The organism is Microlunatus ginsengisoli, assembly GCF_039537205.1.
In the GTDB taxonomy this organism is placed as follows: domain Bacteria; phylum Actinomycetota; class Actinomycetes; order Propionibacteriales; family Propionibacteriaceae; genus Microlunatus; species Microlunatus ginsengisoli.
This window is the reverse complement of sequence record NZ_BAABAB010000022.1, coordinates 309,918-326,850: the sequence shown is the minus strand read 5'-3', so window position 1 is coordinate 326,850 and position 16,933 is coordinate 309,918. Positions and strand designations below refer to the sequence as shown.

Genomic DNA, 16,933 nt, shown 5'->3' with positions numbered 1-16,933 from the left:
GTCCCGATCCCAGGAAAGTGAGTGCCGTGGTCGATTGGGAGGCGCTGCGCCGGGCTGCCCGTGAGGTCTCGACGAGCGCGTATGTGCCGTATTCGCACTACCCGGTGGGCGCGGCGGCACTGACCGACGACGGGCGGATCGTGGTCGGCTGCAACGTAGAGAACGCCTCGTACGGGATCACGCTGTGCGCGGAGTGCGGCCTGGTGTCCAGCCTGTACGCGAGCGGTGGCGGTCGGCTGGTCGCCTTCGCCTGTGTCGACGGCCGGGGCGAACCGCTGATGCCGTGCGGGCGCTGCCGGCAGCTGCTCTGGGAGCACGGCGGACCGGATCTTCTCGTGGATACCGTGGACGGCACCCGCGCGATGGCGGAGGTGCTGCCGATGGCGTTCGGCCCCGAGCATCTCCGGCGTGCGCGGGAGCGGCAGGATGGTAACTCATGAGCCTCGATCCCGAACTGCTGCGCGCACTGCCGAAGGTCTGCCTCCATGATCATCTCGACGGTGGACTGCGGCCGACCACGATCGTCGAGATCGCCGGCGAGATCGGTCACGAGCTGCCGGCCACCGATCCCGACGCGCTGCGGACCTGGTTCGTGGACTCCTGCAACTCCGGCTCGCTGGTGGATTACCTGGTCACCTTCGACCAGACGATTGCCGTGATGCAGCGCGCGCAAGATCTTCGCCGCGTCGCTCGGGAGTTCGTCGAGGACCTCGCCGCCGACGGGGTGATCTACGGCGAGGCGCGCTGGGCACCCGAGCAGCACACCCGCGCCGGCCTCACCGTCGCGCAGGCCGTCGAGGCGGTGCGCGACGGGCTGGCCGAGGGCATGAGCGCTGCGGCCGAGCGCGGCCACGAGATCGTGGTCCGCCAGCTCGTCACCGCGATGCGGCACGTCCCGGAGCCGACGACGGAGATCGCCGAGCTGGCCGTGCGGTATCGCAATGACAGCGTGGCCGGCTTCGACATCGCCGGAGCCGAGAAGGGCTTCCCGCCGGAGCGCTTCCTGGCCTCCTTCCAGCTGCTCCGCCAGGCCAGCGCGTTCTACACCATCCACGCCGGGGAGGCGGACGACCTGCGCTCGATCTGGGGCGCGGTATGTCTCTGCGACGCCAACCGGATCGGGCACGGGGTTGCCATCGCCGACGACGTCACCGTCGCCGACGACGGGCACGAGGTCGTCGGCGACTTCGCCGCGTACGTCCGCGATCAGCAGATCGCGCTCGAGATGTGCCCCTCGTCGAATGTCCAGACCGCGGCGGTGCCGTCGCTGGCCGAGCATCCGATCGCCCGGCTGGACGCGCTCGGGTTCCGGGTCACGGTGAACTCCGACAACCAGCTGATGAGCGGCACCAACCTCAGCCGGGAGCTGGGACTGGTCGCCGAGCAGTTCGATCTGGGCGTCGAGGACTGCCGCCGCTTCGCCGTGAACGCAGCCAAGAGCGCCTTCGCTCCGTGGGACCTCAAGCGACGCCTGGTCGAGCGAATCACCTCCTTCTGACGAGTTGTCAGGTTCTCAGCGAGCCATAGCTCGCTGAGAACCTGACAACTCGCGGGGAGTTGTTGCGCGCGTGACTCAGTTGCGGGAGGGGAAGATGCCCTCCAGGGCGATGCACCAATTGAGCACCAGGTAGGGCGGTGCGATGGCGACCGGCTGCGAGCTGCCGCCGCCGCCCACCATGGCCGGGTTCATCGTCAGGTCAGCGCTCGACCCGTAGTTCGACGAGTCGGCGTTGTAGGCCGGGAACGAGTTCGCCGGATTCTTGCCGGTTGCCGCGGACGAAGCGGCCACCGTGTGGTTGTGCGGCGGCAGCTGGTTCGCGATCAGGGTCACCTGCTCGGTGCCGCCGACCTGGCCCTGGTCGTAGTTGGACAGGCCCGATCCCTGGCCGAAGCTCAATGCGGTACGTCCGCGCAGGTCCGGCAGCGCGAACGTGGTCTGGCCGTTGCCGCCGTAGATGGTGCCGAGCAGCGAGAACAATGCGGTGTTCTGGCTGATCGACATCAGCTGTCCCTGACACAGCGCCCAGCCGCGCGGGGCGAAATTGAAGCCGAAGAGCCTGAGCTCGCCGATGAACGGGTCCACGACCTGCCTCCTACGTAGTACGGGAATTGAGGTGTCGCGGTACGGAATGACGGGCCCGAGACCTAGCCATTTCGGCCGGAACTCGACATAGTGTGCCGTGACGGCGGAGACCGCGCTACCCCCTGATTCCTCCACTCGGGCGAGCGGCTCCGCGGGGGGAGTGTGCCGATGAGGGCGACCGGTCGCGCAGAGTTGCCGCGCCGTCGCGGCCTTCTGGCACTCCTGACCGCGTTCGTGCTGGCACTCGGCTGGATCGTGCTCGGGAGCCCGAGCGCCGCGGCGGACGGCACGAACACGTTCTCCAACACCACCTCGATCGCCGTCCCGGCGACCGGATCGGCGAACCAGATCGGGCAGGCCAGCCCGTGTCCGTCGAATGTCTCCGTTTCCGGGATGACGGGCTTGGTCACCAATGTCACCGTCATCCTGCACAACGTGACCCATTCGGCCTTCAACGACATCGATGTTCTGCTGGTGGCGCCGGATGGAAAGAACCTCATCGTCGTCTCCGATGTCGGCGATCCCAGTCCGCCGACGTTTCCCAATGCTCAATTGGTGACCGCCAGCAACGTCGATCTCACGTTCTCCGACAGCGCCACGGGGCCGGTTCCTCGTCAGGTCGTCCTTCCGACCGGCACCTACAAGCCCACCAACCAGGGCAGTAGCTCTGACACGTTCCCGGCACCCGCCCCGGCGCCGTCCAGTCAGACCACGCTGGCCGGCGCCTTCACCGGCAGCAACCCGAACGGCACCTGGTCGTTGTACGTCGTCGACGACACCAGCGGCGACCTCGGCAGCATCGCCGGAGGCTGGAGCCTGTCGCTCACCACCGAGACCGCGGCCGTGTCGACGACGACAACGGTCGCCTCGTCGGATAGCACGAGCTTCACCGGCGACGCCGTGACGTTCACGGCGACCGTCAGCGCGGGTGGCAGCGCGGTGACGTCCGGCACCGTCCAGTTCGCCGACGGGAGCACGAACCTCGGCGCTCCGGTGCCACTGAACGGCAGCGGGACAGCTCGAGTCACGACCTCTGCGTTGACCGAGGGAACGCACACGATCGTCGCGACGTACAGCGGCGCGACCGGCTTCCTGGGCAGCAACGGCTCGGTCGACCAGCGGGTCGACAACAAGACCGTGGTCACCGGCCAGACCTACTGCAATACCGGCCCGATCGACATACCCAGCCAAGGCAAGGCGGTTCCCTATCCCTCGAACATCTTCGTCAGTGGGCTCAGCGGCCAGGTCACCAAGATCACGGCGACCCTGAAGGGGCTCTCGCATGCGTCTCCGACGGACCTGGACATCATGCTGTCCGGGCCGACTCCGGCCAAGAATCTCCTGCTGCTCAGCGACCCGGCGCAGAACAACATCAGCCCGGCAGTCAGCAACCTGAACCTGACGTTCGACGACGCCGCCGCGAGCGGACTACCGAATCCGCTGGTCAGCGGCACCTTCAAGCCCACGGACAACGATCCGGACGGGCAAGTCGACAGCTTCCCAGCGCCCGCGCCGGCGCCGAGCAGCGCGACCACGCTCTCGACCTTCAACGGGGCCAGCGCCAACGGGACCTGGAGCCTGTGGGTGTTCGACGACGCCTCTGCCGACGCCGGGTCGATCGCGAACGGCTGGTGCCTGACGATCACCTCGCAGAGCCCGACGGCGACCTCGCTCACCTCGTCGAAGAATCCATCATCGGTCGGTGAGGCCGTCACCTTCACCTCGACCGTGACGTCCGGCGGCAGCCCGGTGACCACCGGGTCGGTGCAGTTCAGTGACAACGGCACCGACCTCGGTGCTCCGGTGCCCGTGTCGGCCAGTGGTGTGGCGCCCTACACGAGCTCGAACCTGAGTGTCGGCACGCATCCGATCCGGGCGACGTACCTCGGCACCAGCACGCTCGGCGAGAGCCACGCCGACCTCGATCAGGTCGTGAACCTGATCCCGACCACGACCGCGCTCACCTCCAGCCTCAACCCATCGCACGTGGGCGACGAGGTCGTCTTCACCGCGACAGTGACCGACGTGGACGGCGACCCCGTCACGGCCGGCACCGTCCAGTTCGCCGACGGCGGCACGGACCTCGGGTCGGCGGTCCCGATCGCCGCGGGTGGCATCGCCACCGTCAGCACAACCTCGTTGACCGCCGGGACGCATCCGATCACCGCGACGTACAGCGGCACCGCCACCCTGGCGACCAGCGACGGCGATCTGAATCAGCAGGTGACGAAGGTCGAGACCGCCACCGCCCTGACCGTGAGTGACAACCCGTCGTTGGTGGGTCAGCCGATCACGTTCACCGCCAGGGTGACGGCCGGCACGGCTCCGGTCGACGCCGGCCAGGTCCAGTTCAGCGACGGCGCGACCCCGCTCGGCGGCCCGGTCAACCTGGACGCCGACGGCACCGCGACGCTGACCATCGACACCCTGGCCGCGGGCAGCCACGCCATCACGGCCGCGTACCTCGGCACCGACCGCTACTCCATCAGTGACAAGAGCGTCACTCAGGTGGTGAACAAGACCGGCACATCGACATCGCTGACGTCGGATCGCAATCCATCGACGGTCGGTGCCGACGTGACCTTCACCGCCACCGTAACGGCGGGCGGCGCCCCCGCGACCGGCGGATCGGTGCAGTTCACCATCGACGGATCGAACTTCGGTGCGCCCGTTCCACTGAACGGCAGCGGGGTTGCCACGTTGACCACAAATGCTCTGGCTGCCGGTACTCATTCGATCGGCGCCGCGTACTCGGGCACGGACGCGCTCGACAGCGGCGATCCCGCGAGCCTGCCCCAGGTCGTCGAGCTGGTGGAGACGACGGCGATGCTGTCCTCGTCGACCGATCCGTCGATTCCCGGCCAGCAGGTGAGCATCACCGCCAGCGTGCTCGCGGGCGCGGTTCCGGTTGCTGACGGCACGGTCCAGTTCAGCATCGACGGCACGCCGGTGGGCGCGCCCGTCGCGCTCACGGCAGGCGGGACGGCGGTGCTCGACCATACCTTCGCTACCGCGGGCACCTACGCGGTCACGGCCGCCTACTCCGGCACGACGACCTACGCCGAGAGCCAGGCTCAGCCCCTCGACCAGCACGTCGAGAAGGTCGCTACGACCGGGCAGCTGACGCTCCCCGCGACCTCGACCGTCGGCGACTCCGTCCCGATCACGCTGACGGTGAGCGGCACGCCCACCCCGACCGGCGGCACCGTTCAGTTCACGGTCGACGGGGATCCGCTCGGGGCACCCGTGCCGTTGACCGCCGGCGTGGCGACGGTGAACACGTCGGGTCTTCCGGTCGGTACGCACACCATCACCGGCACCTACACCGGCACCGACGTCTTCACCGGTACGTCGGCCGACGGCTCCATCACCGTCGGCCAGGTGGAGACCGCGGTCGCGCTGGCCTCATCCTCGAACCCGTCGACATTCGGCGACGACCTCACCTTCACCGCCACCGTCACCCGCGTGGCCGGCGGTGCGCCGGTGACCGAGGGCCAGGTCGGCTTCGTCGTCGACGGCCTGCCGTTCGGCACCGGAACCTATCCGGTCGCGGCCGACGGCACGGCGTCCATCACCTCGACCCAGCTGGCTGGTGGCGCGCACACCGTCTCCGCGCGGTACGTCGGGACGACCGACTACGCCCCCAGCGTCAGCGCCGACCTGGTGCAGCGGGTGAACACCGCAGCCAGCAGCGTCGTGCTGACGTCCAGCGGCTCGCCGTCGAACTTCGGCCAGCCCGTCACGTTCACCGCGACGGTGACCGGTCCGGGTTCGACGCCGACCGGCACGGTGGCGTTCAGCATCGACGGAACGGTGGTCGAGGCCGGCGCAGCCCTTGACGCGAACGGACGCGCGATGTACACGACGAGTGCGCTGTGGGCGGGGTCGCACGCGGTCGTCGCGGAATACAGCGGCAGCGACTCGTATCAGGACAGCACGTCGAACACGGTCAGCCAGACCGTCGTGCTTCTGGTCGCCGCCGGCGGGCCGTACGACATCGCCGAGGGCCAGGGTGTCACGCTCGACGGCACCGGGTCCTCGCCCGGCGCGGACACCTACGACTGGGACCTGAACGACGACGGCACCTTCGGCGACGCCTCCGGCCCCTCGCCCACGCTCACCTGGGCCGAGCTCGAGTCGTTCGGGATCAACGACGGCCTGAACACGCCGACGCCGTACCGGATCGCGCTGCGGGTGACTTCGGGATCGGTGCAGGAGACCGCGGTGAGCACGATCTTCGTCACCAACACGGCGCCTAACTCCGTGTTGACCGGCTCGTTGGCCGCGACCGTCGGCGTGCCGTTCACGATCAAGGTCGGCGCCGACGACCCCTCGTCTGCCGACATGTCGGCGGACTTCACCTACACCGTCGACTGGGGTGACGGGTCGCCGGTCGAGTCGCTGACCGGTCCCGCCGATCCGCCGGTGACGCATACCTACGCCGCCGCGGGCGACTACGCCGCCGCCTTCACCGCGACCGACAAGGACGGCGGGCAGGGCGATCCGACATCGGTCACCGTGACCGCCGCGCCGGCAGAGTCGCCATCGCCATCACCGACCGCTACGTCGACCAGCACATCGGAGCCGACATCCACGTCGACATCCACGTCGGGAGGCAATGACAACGACTCGCTGGCGTCCACCGGATCGCCCGTCGGGCCGGCAACTGTCGTCGTCGGCGGCCTGTTGCTGCTCGCCGGCGCCGCCACGATGCTGATCGCGCGGCGGCGACGCCTCGCGCACGGCTCGCACGAGTAGGTCGGCGCCGACCGTGCACCGGCCGGAGCGGCCGGCGAGCACGGCAACTGGACCGCCCACCCGTGATCAGCGTCGCAACGACGGCTTGCCCTTCTCCAGGTGGCTGAGCTTGGTGTTGTCCGCCTGCATCAGGAACTGGAGGTGCTCGGCGTCGAGGGCGTGTGCATAGTTGTCGCCGGTCGCCTTGGGCAGCATGTGGTCCAGGCCCAGGCTCACTTCCTGCGCGTGCACGCCGCCGACATCGAGATACGCCGCACCCGAGCCGTCGATGGTGAAGCCGTGGTCGGTGAAGAACTTCTTCGCCGCCGCATGCTCGTCCTTGCCGAGCAGCCGCCAGAACCGGCCGCGGGCGGAATCGTAGAACTTCACATAGTTCTCCGCGGTCAGCTCGGCACCGCCCCGGGCGGCCTCCGCCGCGATCCGCCAGCACTCGGCGACCGCCGAGTTGGCACTCATCTTGACCCCGATGATCTCCATTGCCTTGACGGCCTGGTCCAGCGGGACCACCGCACCGACGGCGGCCTTCGGCGTGAAGACGTAGTCGGCTGCCAGCCGCCCGTCTGCCTTCATCTCCGCGACGTTCTTCTCGACCACTGCCAGGTCCTCGGCGGTGAGGGTCTTGTTGGCGATGTCCGCGCGCGCCTCGGGTAGCCGCTTGATCCTGGTGAACTTCACCTCCCCGCGGGTCATGGCCGTGGGCATCGCGGCGGCCCACAGTTCCACCTCGAGCTGGGTGATGTTCTGCAGCGACTGGTCGGCGGCGGCCGCGTCGCGGGCCGCGTAGACCGGGTCGGTCCGGGCGAGCGCCGCGTCCTTCTCCAGCCGGCCCTTGACGTCGGGATGGCGCTCCAGCGTGTTCTCCCAGAAGGTCCCGATCAGCGGGCACGGTTCCGGGCTGCAGCGCTCGATTCCACGTCGGGTCGCCGCGACCTCGTGGCCCGCGCCTACCCCGACCCGGGACGCCTTCGCCTCTGCCGCGGCGACGGTCGCCTCCTTTCCCAACGCCGATCCCAGCTTCGCCTCGGCGTTGCGCGCCTTCGCAACCGCGTCGATACCGCCCTTGGCCGCACTGTAGGCGTCGACGAACGCCATCACCGTGTCCAGCGCGGCGGTGAGCAACTGCTCGCTGGCCCGGTCCCGGGTCAGCAGCTCGGTCTCGGCGCTGAGATGGGTCTCCGATGCCGCCTTCAGGGTGAAGTACTTGTCCCAGCTCTCGGCGGCCTGCGCGATGCTGCCCGCCGCCGCGGCCGCGAAGAAGAACGTCGCCAACCCGCCGGAGGCGATCTCGGCGACCACGATCAGCGCCATCCCGACCGCCGGCAAGGCCATCGTGTTCCAGAACTCGACGTTGTCGTGCTCCTTCACTGCCCGCTGTGCCACCAGCCGGCGGAAAGGCTGCTGCCAGGTCGGATCGGAGAGGAACAGCTGCTCGTGGATCGGCTGCAGCTCCAGCGCGAACTCCTTCTTCGCGTCGGAGAGCAGCGGATAGGTCTTGTCGATGTTCGCCTTGGTCGTGGCGAGCGCCTGCTTCACGATTTGCATCGAGGTCAGTTGATTGGCCGGGAGCTCCGAGGACACCCCGAGCTTGGCCACGTCGTTGAGCTCGGTGTCCTCGCGCAGCGCCACCAGCGCTGGGTACTGCCGGGTGTGGTGCTGGATCAGTGCATTCGCTCGCTCGTAGTTCTTGTGGGTGTCGTCCCAGGACGGCAGCACGGCGTCCTCGGCCGCCGGCGTCGGAGCATGGCCGGGCAGCGGTGGTGGCATCTCGGGATTGAACATCGCCGCGCAGCGCTGGGTCCGCGACGCCGTCGGCGTGCCCGTCACGTGGTTGTAGCCGACCAGCATCCGGTCCATCGTCTTGATCGCATCGCGGGCCTTCTGGACTTCGCCGGCCGCGACCATCAGGCGCTCCCGCTCGCGGCCCTGCTGGTCGGTGGGTGCCGCGCTGCCGTCGTCCAGTCCGTAGCGCGCCTGTTCGGTGGCCACGGTCTTGGTGTTGGCGTCGAGATAGCCCCGAGCCCGTGCCGCCACCGCCTGCTTGAACTCGTTCTTGACCGGTGCGAGGTCCGGCAGGTCCCAGATGGTGGTCACGTCCCTGGACAGGCACATGTTCCACACGTACGTGTACTTGGTGGCCAGGTCGAGCACACCCTTGCCGCGGCTCTTCCAGATCTGGTAGATCGCGTTCTCGTCCCGGGGGCCGACCCATCCCTGATTGAGCAGGATCATGATCAGATCGATCGCCTGGCTGTCGTCGGCGAGGGTGTACGCGCCGTCGTCGATCGACTTGACCTTGCCGATGTCCTTGTCGCGCAGTGCCTCGGTGATCAGCTTCTTCTGCTCCGCGGCGTCGTAGCTGCCCGGCACGCGCTGGACGGCTGCGGGCCACGTCGTCGCCGCCGGACGATCAGCGGCCGGTCCGACCGATCGTTGGACCGGGCCCTCGGCGTCGTCGTCCTTCCCGTCCTGGCAGGGGCAGCCGTCGTGCACCTCGCCGCCGCACCGCTGCACGACGAGCCGAGCCACGGCCGCGTTTCCGGCCGAGCGCTGGAGGTGGAGCAGGGCGGCGCCGGTGCTCTCCGCGCGGGGCGGCGGCGGGCGGACCGGGCGAGCGGGATCGGCCGGGTACCGCCGGTCGGTCGCGCTGACGTACATCCCCGATCCTCTCCGCCGGCACCGTGATCGAGCGTGCCAGCGCCGGGAGAGGCCGGCCATGAACCAACGGGCAACCGAACGGGCAGTCGTCGCTGCCCGTTCGGACCGGATCTCGGCGCGCAGACGACGACCCGGCGGCATCTCGTGGACTGTCGGTGCCGGGTCGTAGCCTCCGATCAGGACCGCACGGGCGGTCGGGGAGGAAGTGACATGCCAGTCAAGAAAGAGGCGTGGCCGGAGGGCACGCCGGCATGGGTCGATCTGATGGCGCCGGACTTCGCCGCGGCGAAGGCGTTCTACACCGGGGTCTTCGGCTGGGAGTTCAGCGAGAGCGGTGAGGAGTTCGGCTACTACGCGGTCGCCAGCGTGGACGGCGAGCCGGTGGCCGGGATCGGACCGGTGCAGGGTCCGGACGGCCCGCCGCCGGCCTGGACGACGTACGTCGCGGTGGAGGATGCCGAGGCGGCCGCGGCCCGGGTCGCCGCGGCCGGTGGGACGGTCTTCGCTCCGCCGATGAAGATCGGCGACTTCGGCACGATGGCGTTCGCGGTGGACCCGACCGGCTGCCTGTTCGGGCTGTGGCAGTCGGGTCAGCACACCGGCGTCAACCGCTACAACGAGCAGGGCTCGCTGGCCTGGAACGAGGCGATGACGGGCGACTACCTGGCCGGCAAGGAGTTCTATGCGACCGTGTTCGGCTACACCTACACCGAGATCGGCGACGAACGGTTCTCCTACTCCACGGTCGAGCTCGACGGGCGGACGGTCGGCGGGATCGGAACCGCGGCGGAGGTGGGGGAGGGGGTGCCACCGCACTGGCGGACGTACTTCGCCGTCGACGACCTGGACGGCACGATCGCGACTGTGGTCGAGCTGGGCGGGGCGGTGGTGGTCGCTCCGTTCGACACGCCGTTTGGCCGGATGGCCGCGGTCAGCGGGGTCGCGGGCGAGGTGTTCCTCCTGAACGAGGTGACTCCGCAGGCGGGAGCCGCGACGCCGGGCTGATCCCCAGGTCGAGCCCGCACTCCGATCCGCGGTCCCGATCGGGACCTTCGGCCCGGTTCGGATGGCGGGTCGTCCCTGGTGGGCGCGCCGTCGGCGTGCTTGGCTGGATGCCGCGATGAGCGACACCACGTCCGTGCGGGCCGGCGACTGGGTACGCCGGAGCTGGTATGCGTGCCTTCGTTGGCTCTATCCGGACCGGCGCCCGCGGCCGCTCGCCCGGGCGCTGAACGCGATCACGGCGCGGCACTTCGCCAGCGGTGTGCTCACCCCGCCGACCGCGATCACCCTGGAGGTGCGCGGACGGCGGTCGGGCCGGATCATCGACGTGCCGCTGGTGCTGGTGCTGTACCAGGCCCGGCGCTATGTGGTGTCCATGCTCGGCGAGGACGTGAACTGGGTCCGCAACGTGCGGGCCGCCGACGGGCACGCGACGCTCGTACACAACCACCGCGAACCGGTGGTGCTGACCGAGGTTCCGGTGTCCGACCGGGGTCCGATCCTGCGGCGCTACCTGGACCTTGCGCCCGGCGCCCGCCCGCACGTCCCGGTGCTGCGCGGTGCCCCGGTGGCGGAGTTCGCCGCCGTGGCAGATCGCTATCCCGTGTTCCTCGTCCGCCGGGAACGCTGACGAATCGGACCGACGCCGCGGGCTGTGCCCACCGTCTAGGGTTGGGCCCATGAGTTCTCGCGTGCTGACCGCCGTGGCCTGGCCATATGCCAATGGCCCGCGCCACATCGGTCACGTCTCCGGTTTCGGGGTCCCGTCCGACGTCTTCTCCCGTTTCATGCGGATGAGCGGTCACGACGTCTTGATGGTGTCCGGCACCGACGAGCACGGCACTCCGATTCTGGTCCAGGCGGAGAAGGAAGGGCTACCCACCCGCCAGCTCGCCGACAAGTACAACCGGGTCATCGTCGAGGACCTGCAGGGGCTCGGCCTGTCCTACGACCTGTTCACCAGAACCACCACCCGCAACCACTACCGGGTGGTCCAGCAGCTGTTCCTGGGCCTGTTCGAGAACGGGTACGTCGTGCCGAAGACGGCGATGGGTGCGATCAGCCCGTCGACCGGGCGGACGCTGCCGGACCGCTACATCGAGGGCACCTGCCCGATCTGCGGCTACGACGGGGCGCGCGGTGACCAGTGCGACAACTGCGGCAACCAGCTCGACCCGGTCGACCTGATCAATCCCAGGTCCCGGGTCAACGGCGAGACGCCGGTCTTCGTCGAGACCGAGCACTTCTTCCTCGATCTGCCGGCGCTGGCCGGCTCCCTCGGCAAGTGGCTCGCCTCGCGGACCGACTGGCGGCCGAACGTGCTCAAGTTCTCCCAGAACCTGCTGGAGGATCTGCGCCCGCGGGCCATCACCCGCGATCTGGACTGGGGTGTGCCGGTGCCGCTCGACGGTTGGCGGGACCAGCCGATGAAGCGGTTGTACGTCTGGTTCGACGCGGTGATCGGCTATCTGTCCGCCTCGGTGGAGTGGGCGGCGCGAACCGGCGATCCGGACGCCTGGCAGCAGTGGTGGATCAATCCGGACGCCCGTGGCTACTACTTCATGGGCAAGGACAACATCGTCTTCCACTCGGTGATCTGGCCCGGCATCCTGCTCGGTCACAACGGGGAGGGCGACCACGGCGGCCGGACCGGCCCGATGGGGGAACTCCGGCTGCCCGACGAGCTGGTCTCCAGCGAGTTCCTCACCATGAGCGGATCCAAGTTCTCCACCAGCCGCGGCAAGGTGATCTATGTCGGCGACTTCCTCCGCGAGTTCGGACCGGACGCGCTGCGCTATTTCATCGCGGTGGCCGGTCCGGAGACGACCGACACCGACTTCACCTGGGAGGAGTTCGTCCGGCGGACCAACTTCGAGCTGGCGAACGAGTGGGGCAATCTGGTCAACCGCTCGATCTCGATGGCGCACAAGAACAACGGCGCGATCCCGGCACCGACCGAGCTGCGCGACATCGACCACGAACTGCTGTCCACCTCGCGGGCCTCGTTCGACACGGTGGGCTCGCTGCTCGGGCAGAACAAGTTCAAGCAGGCGATCTCGGAGGCGATGCGGCTAGCCGGCGCGGCCAACAAGTACCTTTCCGACACCGAGCCGTGGAAACTGAAGGACGACACGGCCCGCCGGGACACGGTGCTGCACACTGCGCTGCAGGTCGTCTCGGACACGAACACGCTGCTCACCCCGTTCCTGCCGCACGCCGCGCAGAAGGTGCACGAGGCGCTCGGCGGCACCGGGGTGTGGGCGGCCCAACCGGAGATCCGCACGGTCGGCGAGGACGATGCTCCGGACTATCCGGTGCTGATGGGCGACTACGCCGGCGAACAGGCGCGCTGGGCGAGCACTCCGATCGAGGTCGGCCGGCCGCTCGCGAAGCCGACCCCGCTGTTCACCAAGCTGGACGAGTCCCTCGGGGTCACCGGCCCCGACTGGGCCAGCATCGCGACCTGACCCGGTCTTCATGCGCTGAGCTTGTCGAAGCGCGTCCGCGGCGGCCCTTCGACAGGCTCAGGGCACGTGCAATGGATGGGGCGCTGAGCTTGTCGAAGCGCATTCGAGGCGGCCCTTCGACAGGCTCAGGGCACTGTGCGGTGGAGGCTACGGCAGGTAGTAGGTCGGGTTCGGCAGCTTGACGGTGCGGTCGGCGTAGCCGCCGATCAGGTCGGAGTACTGGTCGCCGTAGTTGGCCACGATCGTGTAGCCGAGGTCGTGCTCGATGTGCTTGCGGGTCTGGGACTTGTATTCGATCGTGGTGCACTTCGCGGTCGCGCAGGTGATGTAGCCGGGCTGCTGGCTGGACCCCGTCCCCGTCCACTTGGTGAAGAACCGGTCGGCGACGAAGGTGCCGTTCGCGTACCCGACCTTCGCCAGATTGCCGAGCGTGGCCGCCTTCTGGTTGTCGTTGCGTCCGGTCAGCCCGAAGATCGTGAAGCCCATCTTCTTCGCCTCGTTGACATAGCCGACCATGCTCGGGGTGGCGGGGAACTTCTGGCCTTGGACCCAGACGTCCTGCTCGGCCGGGTCGAAGTTGAAGTGCATGTCGGCGACTTCCATGTCGTAGGTCATCAGGGTGGTGTCGTCGGTGTCGAACACCAGCGCCGGCTTCTCGCCCCGCCTGATGGCCTGCGCGTAGCGCTTCTTCAGCTCCGCCTTCTGCTTCTTGGTGATCTTTGCCAGCTCCGAGATGTAGGGCGAGGTCTCCTTGTTCGCGATGCCGGTCCCGGGGTCGCCGTAGTAGGCATAGATCGTCTTCTTCACCGAGTCGATGTTGGGAATCCCCTCGCCGCTCTCGGTCAGCCCGCTGGAGCCGTCCGGCGCCATCGTGAAGTGGTTCCGCGGCGCGAGCTTCGGCTGGCTCAGACCCGGCAGGTTCGCGCTCGGCAGGTAGTAGGTGGGGTTGGGCAGCTTCACCGAACGATCCGCGTGACCACCCATCAGGTCGGACCACTGGTCGCCGTAGTTGGCGACGATGCGGTAGCCGAGCTTCTCGATGTGCTTGCGGGTGCCGGCCTTGTATTCCACCGTCGTGCAACTGGACGTGGCACAGGTGATGTACGACGGCGGCTTGGCTCCCGACACCCACTTCGTGTAGAACCGCTTGTCGACGAACGCCCCCGGGTCGTAGCCGACCTTCGCCAGGTTGCCCAGCGTCGCGGCCTTCTGGTTGTCGTTGCGTCCGGTCAGCCCGAAGATCGTGAAGCCCATCTTCTTCGCCTTGTCGACCAGGTCGACCATGCCCGGCGTCGCCGGGAACTTCTGGCCCTGGACCCAGACGTCCTGCTCGGCCGGGTCGAAGTTGAAGTGCATGTCGGCGACTTCCATGTCGTACGTCATCAGCGTGGTGTCGTCGGTGTCGAACACCAGCGCCGGCCGCTGGTGCCGCGCCTTGGCCTTCTTGTACTCGCTCGGCAGCTTCCGCAGCTCATGCCGGACGATCGCGTCCATCTCGGCGATGTAGGGCGAGTTCTCCTTGTTCGCGATACCGGTGCCGGGATCGCCGTAGTAGGTGTAGATCGTCTTCTTCACCGAGTCGATGTTGGGGATGCCCTCACCACCGGCCGTGAGCCCGCTCGACCCGTCCGGCTTCATGGTGAAGTGGCTGCGCGGCGTCAGGCGCCCAGTCGATGTGCCGATCGCGCCGGTGGCCGAGGCCCCGTGGTCCGCGCTCGGGGTCGCGTCGGCTGGTGGCTGCAGCAGCGCCCATCCCAGTCCGACGGCGACGAATCCTGTCACCAGTCTGCGCATGCGCACGAACGACTCCTCTCCCGTGGCGTCGAGCCCCCGATCCGGGCGACCTTGCGACGCTAACACCGGCCTGTGACGGATTGGAACAGGCGCGGGCCGACAATGCAGAGGTGATCAATGAACCCGGGCCGGGCAGTGGACGTACGGCCGCCCTGCTGACCTGGCTGCGCCGGCAGTGGCCGGTGCCGTTCCGGCCGTGGGCACACGGTCGCGACGTCGCCATCCTGTATTCGACCATGGTCGTCGTGATCAGCCTGATGATCGCGATCCAGCCGCCGCACCGGCTGGCGGCACTGGTCGAGCAGAGCAGCACCAACCTCGCGAACATGGCCGCCCATCCGTTCGCCGTGCTCTTCCTCAGCGCGTTCGTCGTGTCGCCGGCGACCGGACTGATCCTCATCGTGCCCGTGCTGATCTGTTACGGCGAGGTGCAGCGCTGGCTCGGGCGAGTGTCCACGATCCTGGTGATCGTCTTCGGTCACGTCGGCGCGACGCTGGTCGTGATGATGCTCGAGATCACCGCTCTGCACCGGCACATCGTCGGCTTCAGCGTGGTGGTCAAGCCGGACGTCGGCGTCAGCTACGGCATGTTCGCCGCGATCGGAGCACTCCTGTTCCGGGTGCCGCCGTCGTGGCGGACGGTCTACGGGCTGGCCACCCTGGCCGTGATCGCGGTGCTGGTCATCTGGTTTCGCGACTTCACCAATCTCGGCCACGCCGCCGCGTACCTGATCGGGATCTCCCTGAGCTGGCTGCTGCACACCGCCGCGCTCCGGCGGCCCGCGATGGTGCAAACCGGGCGGAAGAGTGCTATAGTTACATAGCAAGGCTAATTAATTCTCCCGGAAAGTGTCCATGCACTCAACCACCACCGACTCCGTCCCGACCGAGAAGGCAAGCATCCTGCGTCAGCCGCGAGCCGTCTGGGCGGTCGCGTTCGCCTGCGTGATCGCGTTCATGGGTATCGGCCTGGTCGACCCGATCCTGCCCGCCATCAGCCACGACCTCGGCGCGACCGAAGCGCAGACGATGCTGCTGTTCACCAGCTATCTGCTGGTCACCGGGCTGGCGATGTTCTTCACCAGCTTCGTCTCCAGCCGGATCGGGGCGAAGCGAACCCTGCTCGCCGGCCTCGCGCTGATCGTGGTCTTCGCCGCACTGGCCGGGGCCTCGGACAGCGTCGGCATGATCATCGGCTTCCGGGCCGGCTGGGGTCTCGGCAACGCGTTGTTCATCTCCACCGCGCTGGCGACCATCGTCGGTGCAGCCGCCGGGGGCGCGGACAGCGCCATCATCTTGTACGAGGCCGCGCTCGGTCTCGGCATCGCCATCGGCCCGCTGCTCGGCGGCGCTCTCGGCGGCATCTCCTGGCGCGGACCCTTCTTCGGCACCGCCGTGCTGATGGCGATCGCCTTGGTCGCGCTGCTCGTCCTGCTGGGGAAGCCGACCGAGAAGCCGACCCCGGTGAAGCTCACCGCGACCTTCCGCGCGCTGCGGCACCCGGCCCTGCTCACCCTCGGGCTGACCGCGCTGTTCTACAACTTCGGCTTCTTCAGCCTGCTCGCGTGGAGCCCGTTCCCGCTCGAGGACGCGGCCCACGCCGCCGGCTTCAGCACCTTCGGCGCGCACCAGCTCGGCCTGGTCTTCTGCGCCTGGGGCATCGCGCTGGCGCTGACCTCGGTCTTCGTCGCGCCCCGGCTGACCCACCGGTTCGGTCGCCGCCGGACGCTGTACGCCATGCTCACCCTGCTCGCGGTGCTGATGGCGGTGCTCGCCACCAACGTCGAGAGCCTGTGGGTGCTGATCGTCGGGATCGTGATCGGCGGTCTGTTCCTCGGTGTCATGAACACCGTGCTGACCGAGTCGGTGATGGAGGCGACCGACCTGCCGCGCGCGGTGGCCTCGTCGACCTATTCCGGTGTGCGCTTCGTCGGCGGGTCGATCGCGCCGGCGCTGGCCGGGGTCATCGCCGCAGCGCTCGGCTCCGCCGCGCCGTACTGGGTCGGATGCGCCGGCCTGCTGACCGCGGTCGGCATCCTGTTCGCCGGCCGCCGCCACCTCGCCCCGATCGACGCCCACCTGGTCGAGGCGACGTACGACGAGGCACTCGCGCTGACCGTCGCCGACAGCTGATCTGGCCGTACTCCCGACGGTTCCGATCCCGGTCGGTCAC

11 protein-coding genes are annotated in these 16,933 nt (G+C 68.6%); 8 read left to right on the top strand and 3 right to left on the bottom strand.

Annotation, left to right across the window (positions count from 1 at the left end; translation table 11 throughout):
* Positions 1–26: 26 nt before the first annotated feature.
* Both ABD747_RS16360 and ABD747_RS16355 read left to right on the top strand, forming a co-directional pair.
* The gene (locus ABD747_RS16360; RefSeq protein ID WP_344806442.1) at positions 27–440 is read left to right on the top strand and encodes a cytidine deaminase; all 414 of its coding nucleotides are present in this window, start codon (positions 27–29) and stop codon (positions 438–440) included.
* Positions 437–1,498: an adenosine deaminase gene (locus ABD747_RS16355; RefSeq protein WP_344806440.1), complete on the top strand. Its 1,062-nt coding sequence runs from the start codon at positions 437–439 to the stop codon at positions 1,496–1,498. The genes ABD747_RS16360 and ABD747_RS16355 overlap by 4 nt, the downstream gene beginning before the upstream one ends.
* 75 nt (positions 1,499–1,573) lie before the next feature.
* On the opposite strand, the gene ABD747_RS16350 is transcribed toward ABD747_RS16355, so the two are convergent.
* Positions 1,574–2,083, bottom strand: coding sequence for a phage tail protein (locus ABD747_RS16350; protein ID WP_344806438.1), 510 nt, complete (start codon positions 2,081–2,083; stop codon positions 1,574–1,576).
* 168 nt (positions 2,084–2,251) lie between these two features.
* On the opposite strand from ABD747_RS16350, the gene ABD747_RS16345 reads away from it, so the two are divergent.
* The gene (locus ABD747_RS16345) at positions 2,252–6,841 is read left to right on the top strand and encodes a beta strand repeat-containing protein (RefSeq protein WP_344806436.1); all 4,590 of its coding nucleotides are present in this window, start codon (positions 2,252–2,254) and stop codon (positions 6,839–6,841) included.
* Positions 6,842–6,907: 66 nt separating this feature from the next.
* On the opposite strand, the gene ABD747_RS16340 is transcribed toward ABD747_RS16345, so the two are convergent.
* Positions 6,908–9,496, bottom strand: a complete 2,589-nt coding sequence (locus ABD747_RS16340; protein WP_344806434.1) for a hypothetical protein — start codon at positions 9,494–9,496, stop codon at positions 6,908–6,910.
* A gap of 210 nt (positions 9,497–9,706) precedes the next feature.
* Between ABD747_RS16340 and ABD747_RS16335 the strand changes: the two genes are divergently transcribed.
* From ABD747_RS16335 to metG, 3 genes are all read left to right on the top strand, one after another.
* Positions 9,707–10,501, top strand: a complete 795-nt coding sequence (locus ABD747_RS16335) for a VOC family protein (RefSeq protein WP_344806432.1) — start codon at positions 9,707–9,709, stop codon at positions 10,499–10,501.
* 115 nt (positions 10,502–10,616) lie between these two features.
* Positions 10,617–11,129, top strand: a complete 513-nt coding sequence (locus tag ABD747_RS16330; RefSeq protein WP_344806430.1) for a hypothetical protein — start codon at positions 10,617–10,619, stop codon at positions 11,127–11,129.
* A 49-nt stretch (positions 11,130–11,178) separates the two neighbouring features.
* Positions 11,179–12,966 carry a methionine--tRNA ligase gene (gene metG, locus ABD747_RS16325; RefSeq protein WP_344806428.1) on the top strand — a complete coding sequence of 596 codons (1,788 nt, stop codon included), beginning with the start codon at positions 11,179–11,181 and terminating at the stop codon, positions 12,964–12,966.
* Positions 12,967–13,113: 147 nt separating this feature from the next.
* Here the strand turns inward: metG and ABD747_RS16320 are convergent, their stop codons facing one another.
* Entirely contained in the window at positions 13,114–14,760 is a 1,647-nt protein-coding gene (locus ABD747_RS16320; RefSeq protein WP_344806702.1) for an HAD family acid phosphatase, read from the bottom strand.
* A 110-nt stretch (positions 14,761–14,870) separates the two neighbouring features.
* On the opposite strand from ABD747_RS16320, the gene ABD747_RS16315 reads away from it, so the two are divergent.
* Together ABD747_RS16315 and ABD747_RS16310 are read left to right on the top strand one after the other, a co-directional pair.
* A complete protein-coding gene (locus tag ABD747_RS16315; RefSeq protein WP_344806426.1) occupies positions 14,871–15,584 on the top strand; it encodes a rhomboid-like protein in 714 nt (237 codons plus the stop codon).
* A gap of 31 nt (positions 15,585–15,615) precedes the next feature.
* Positions 15,616–16,893 carry an MFS transporter gene (locus ABD747_RS16310; RefSeq protein WP_425562545.1) on the top strand — a complete coding sequence of 426 codons (1,278 nt, stop codon included), beginning with the start codon at positions 15,616–15,618 and terminating at the stop codon, positions 16,891–16,893.
* The last annotated feature ends 40 nt before the right edge of the window (positions 16,894–16,933 follow it).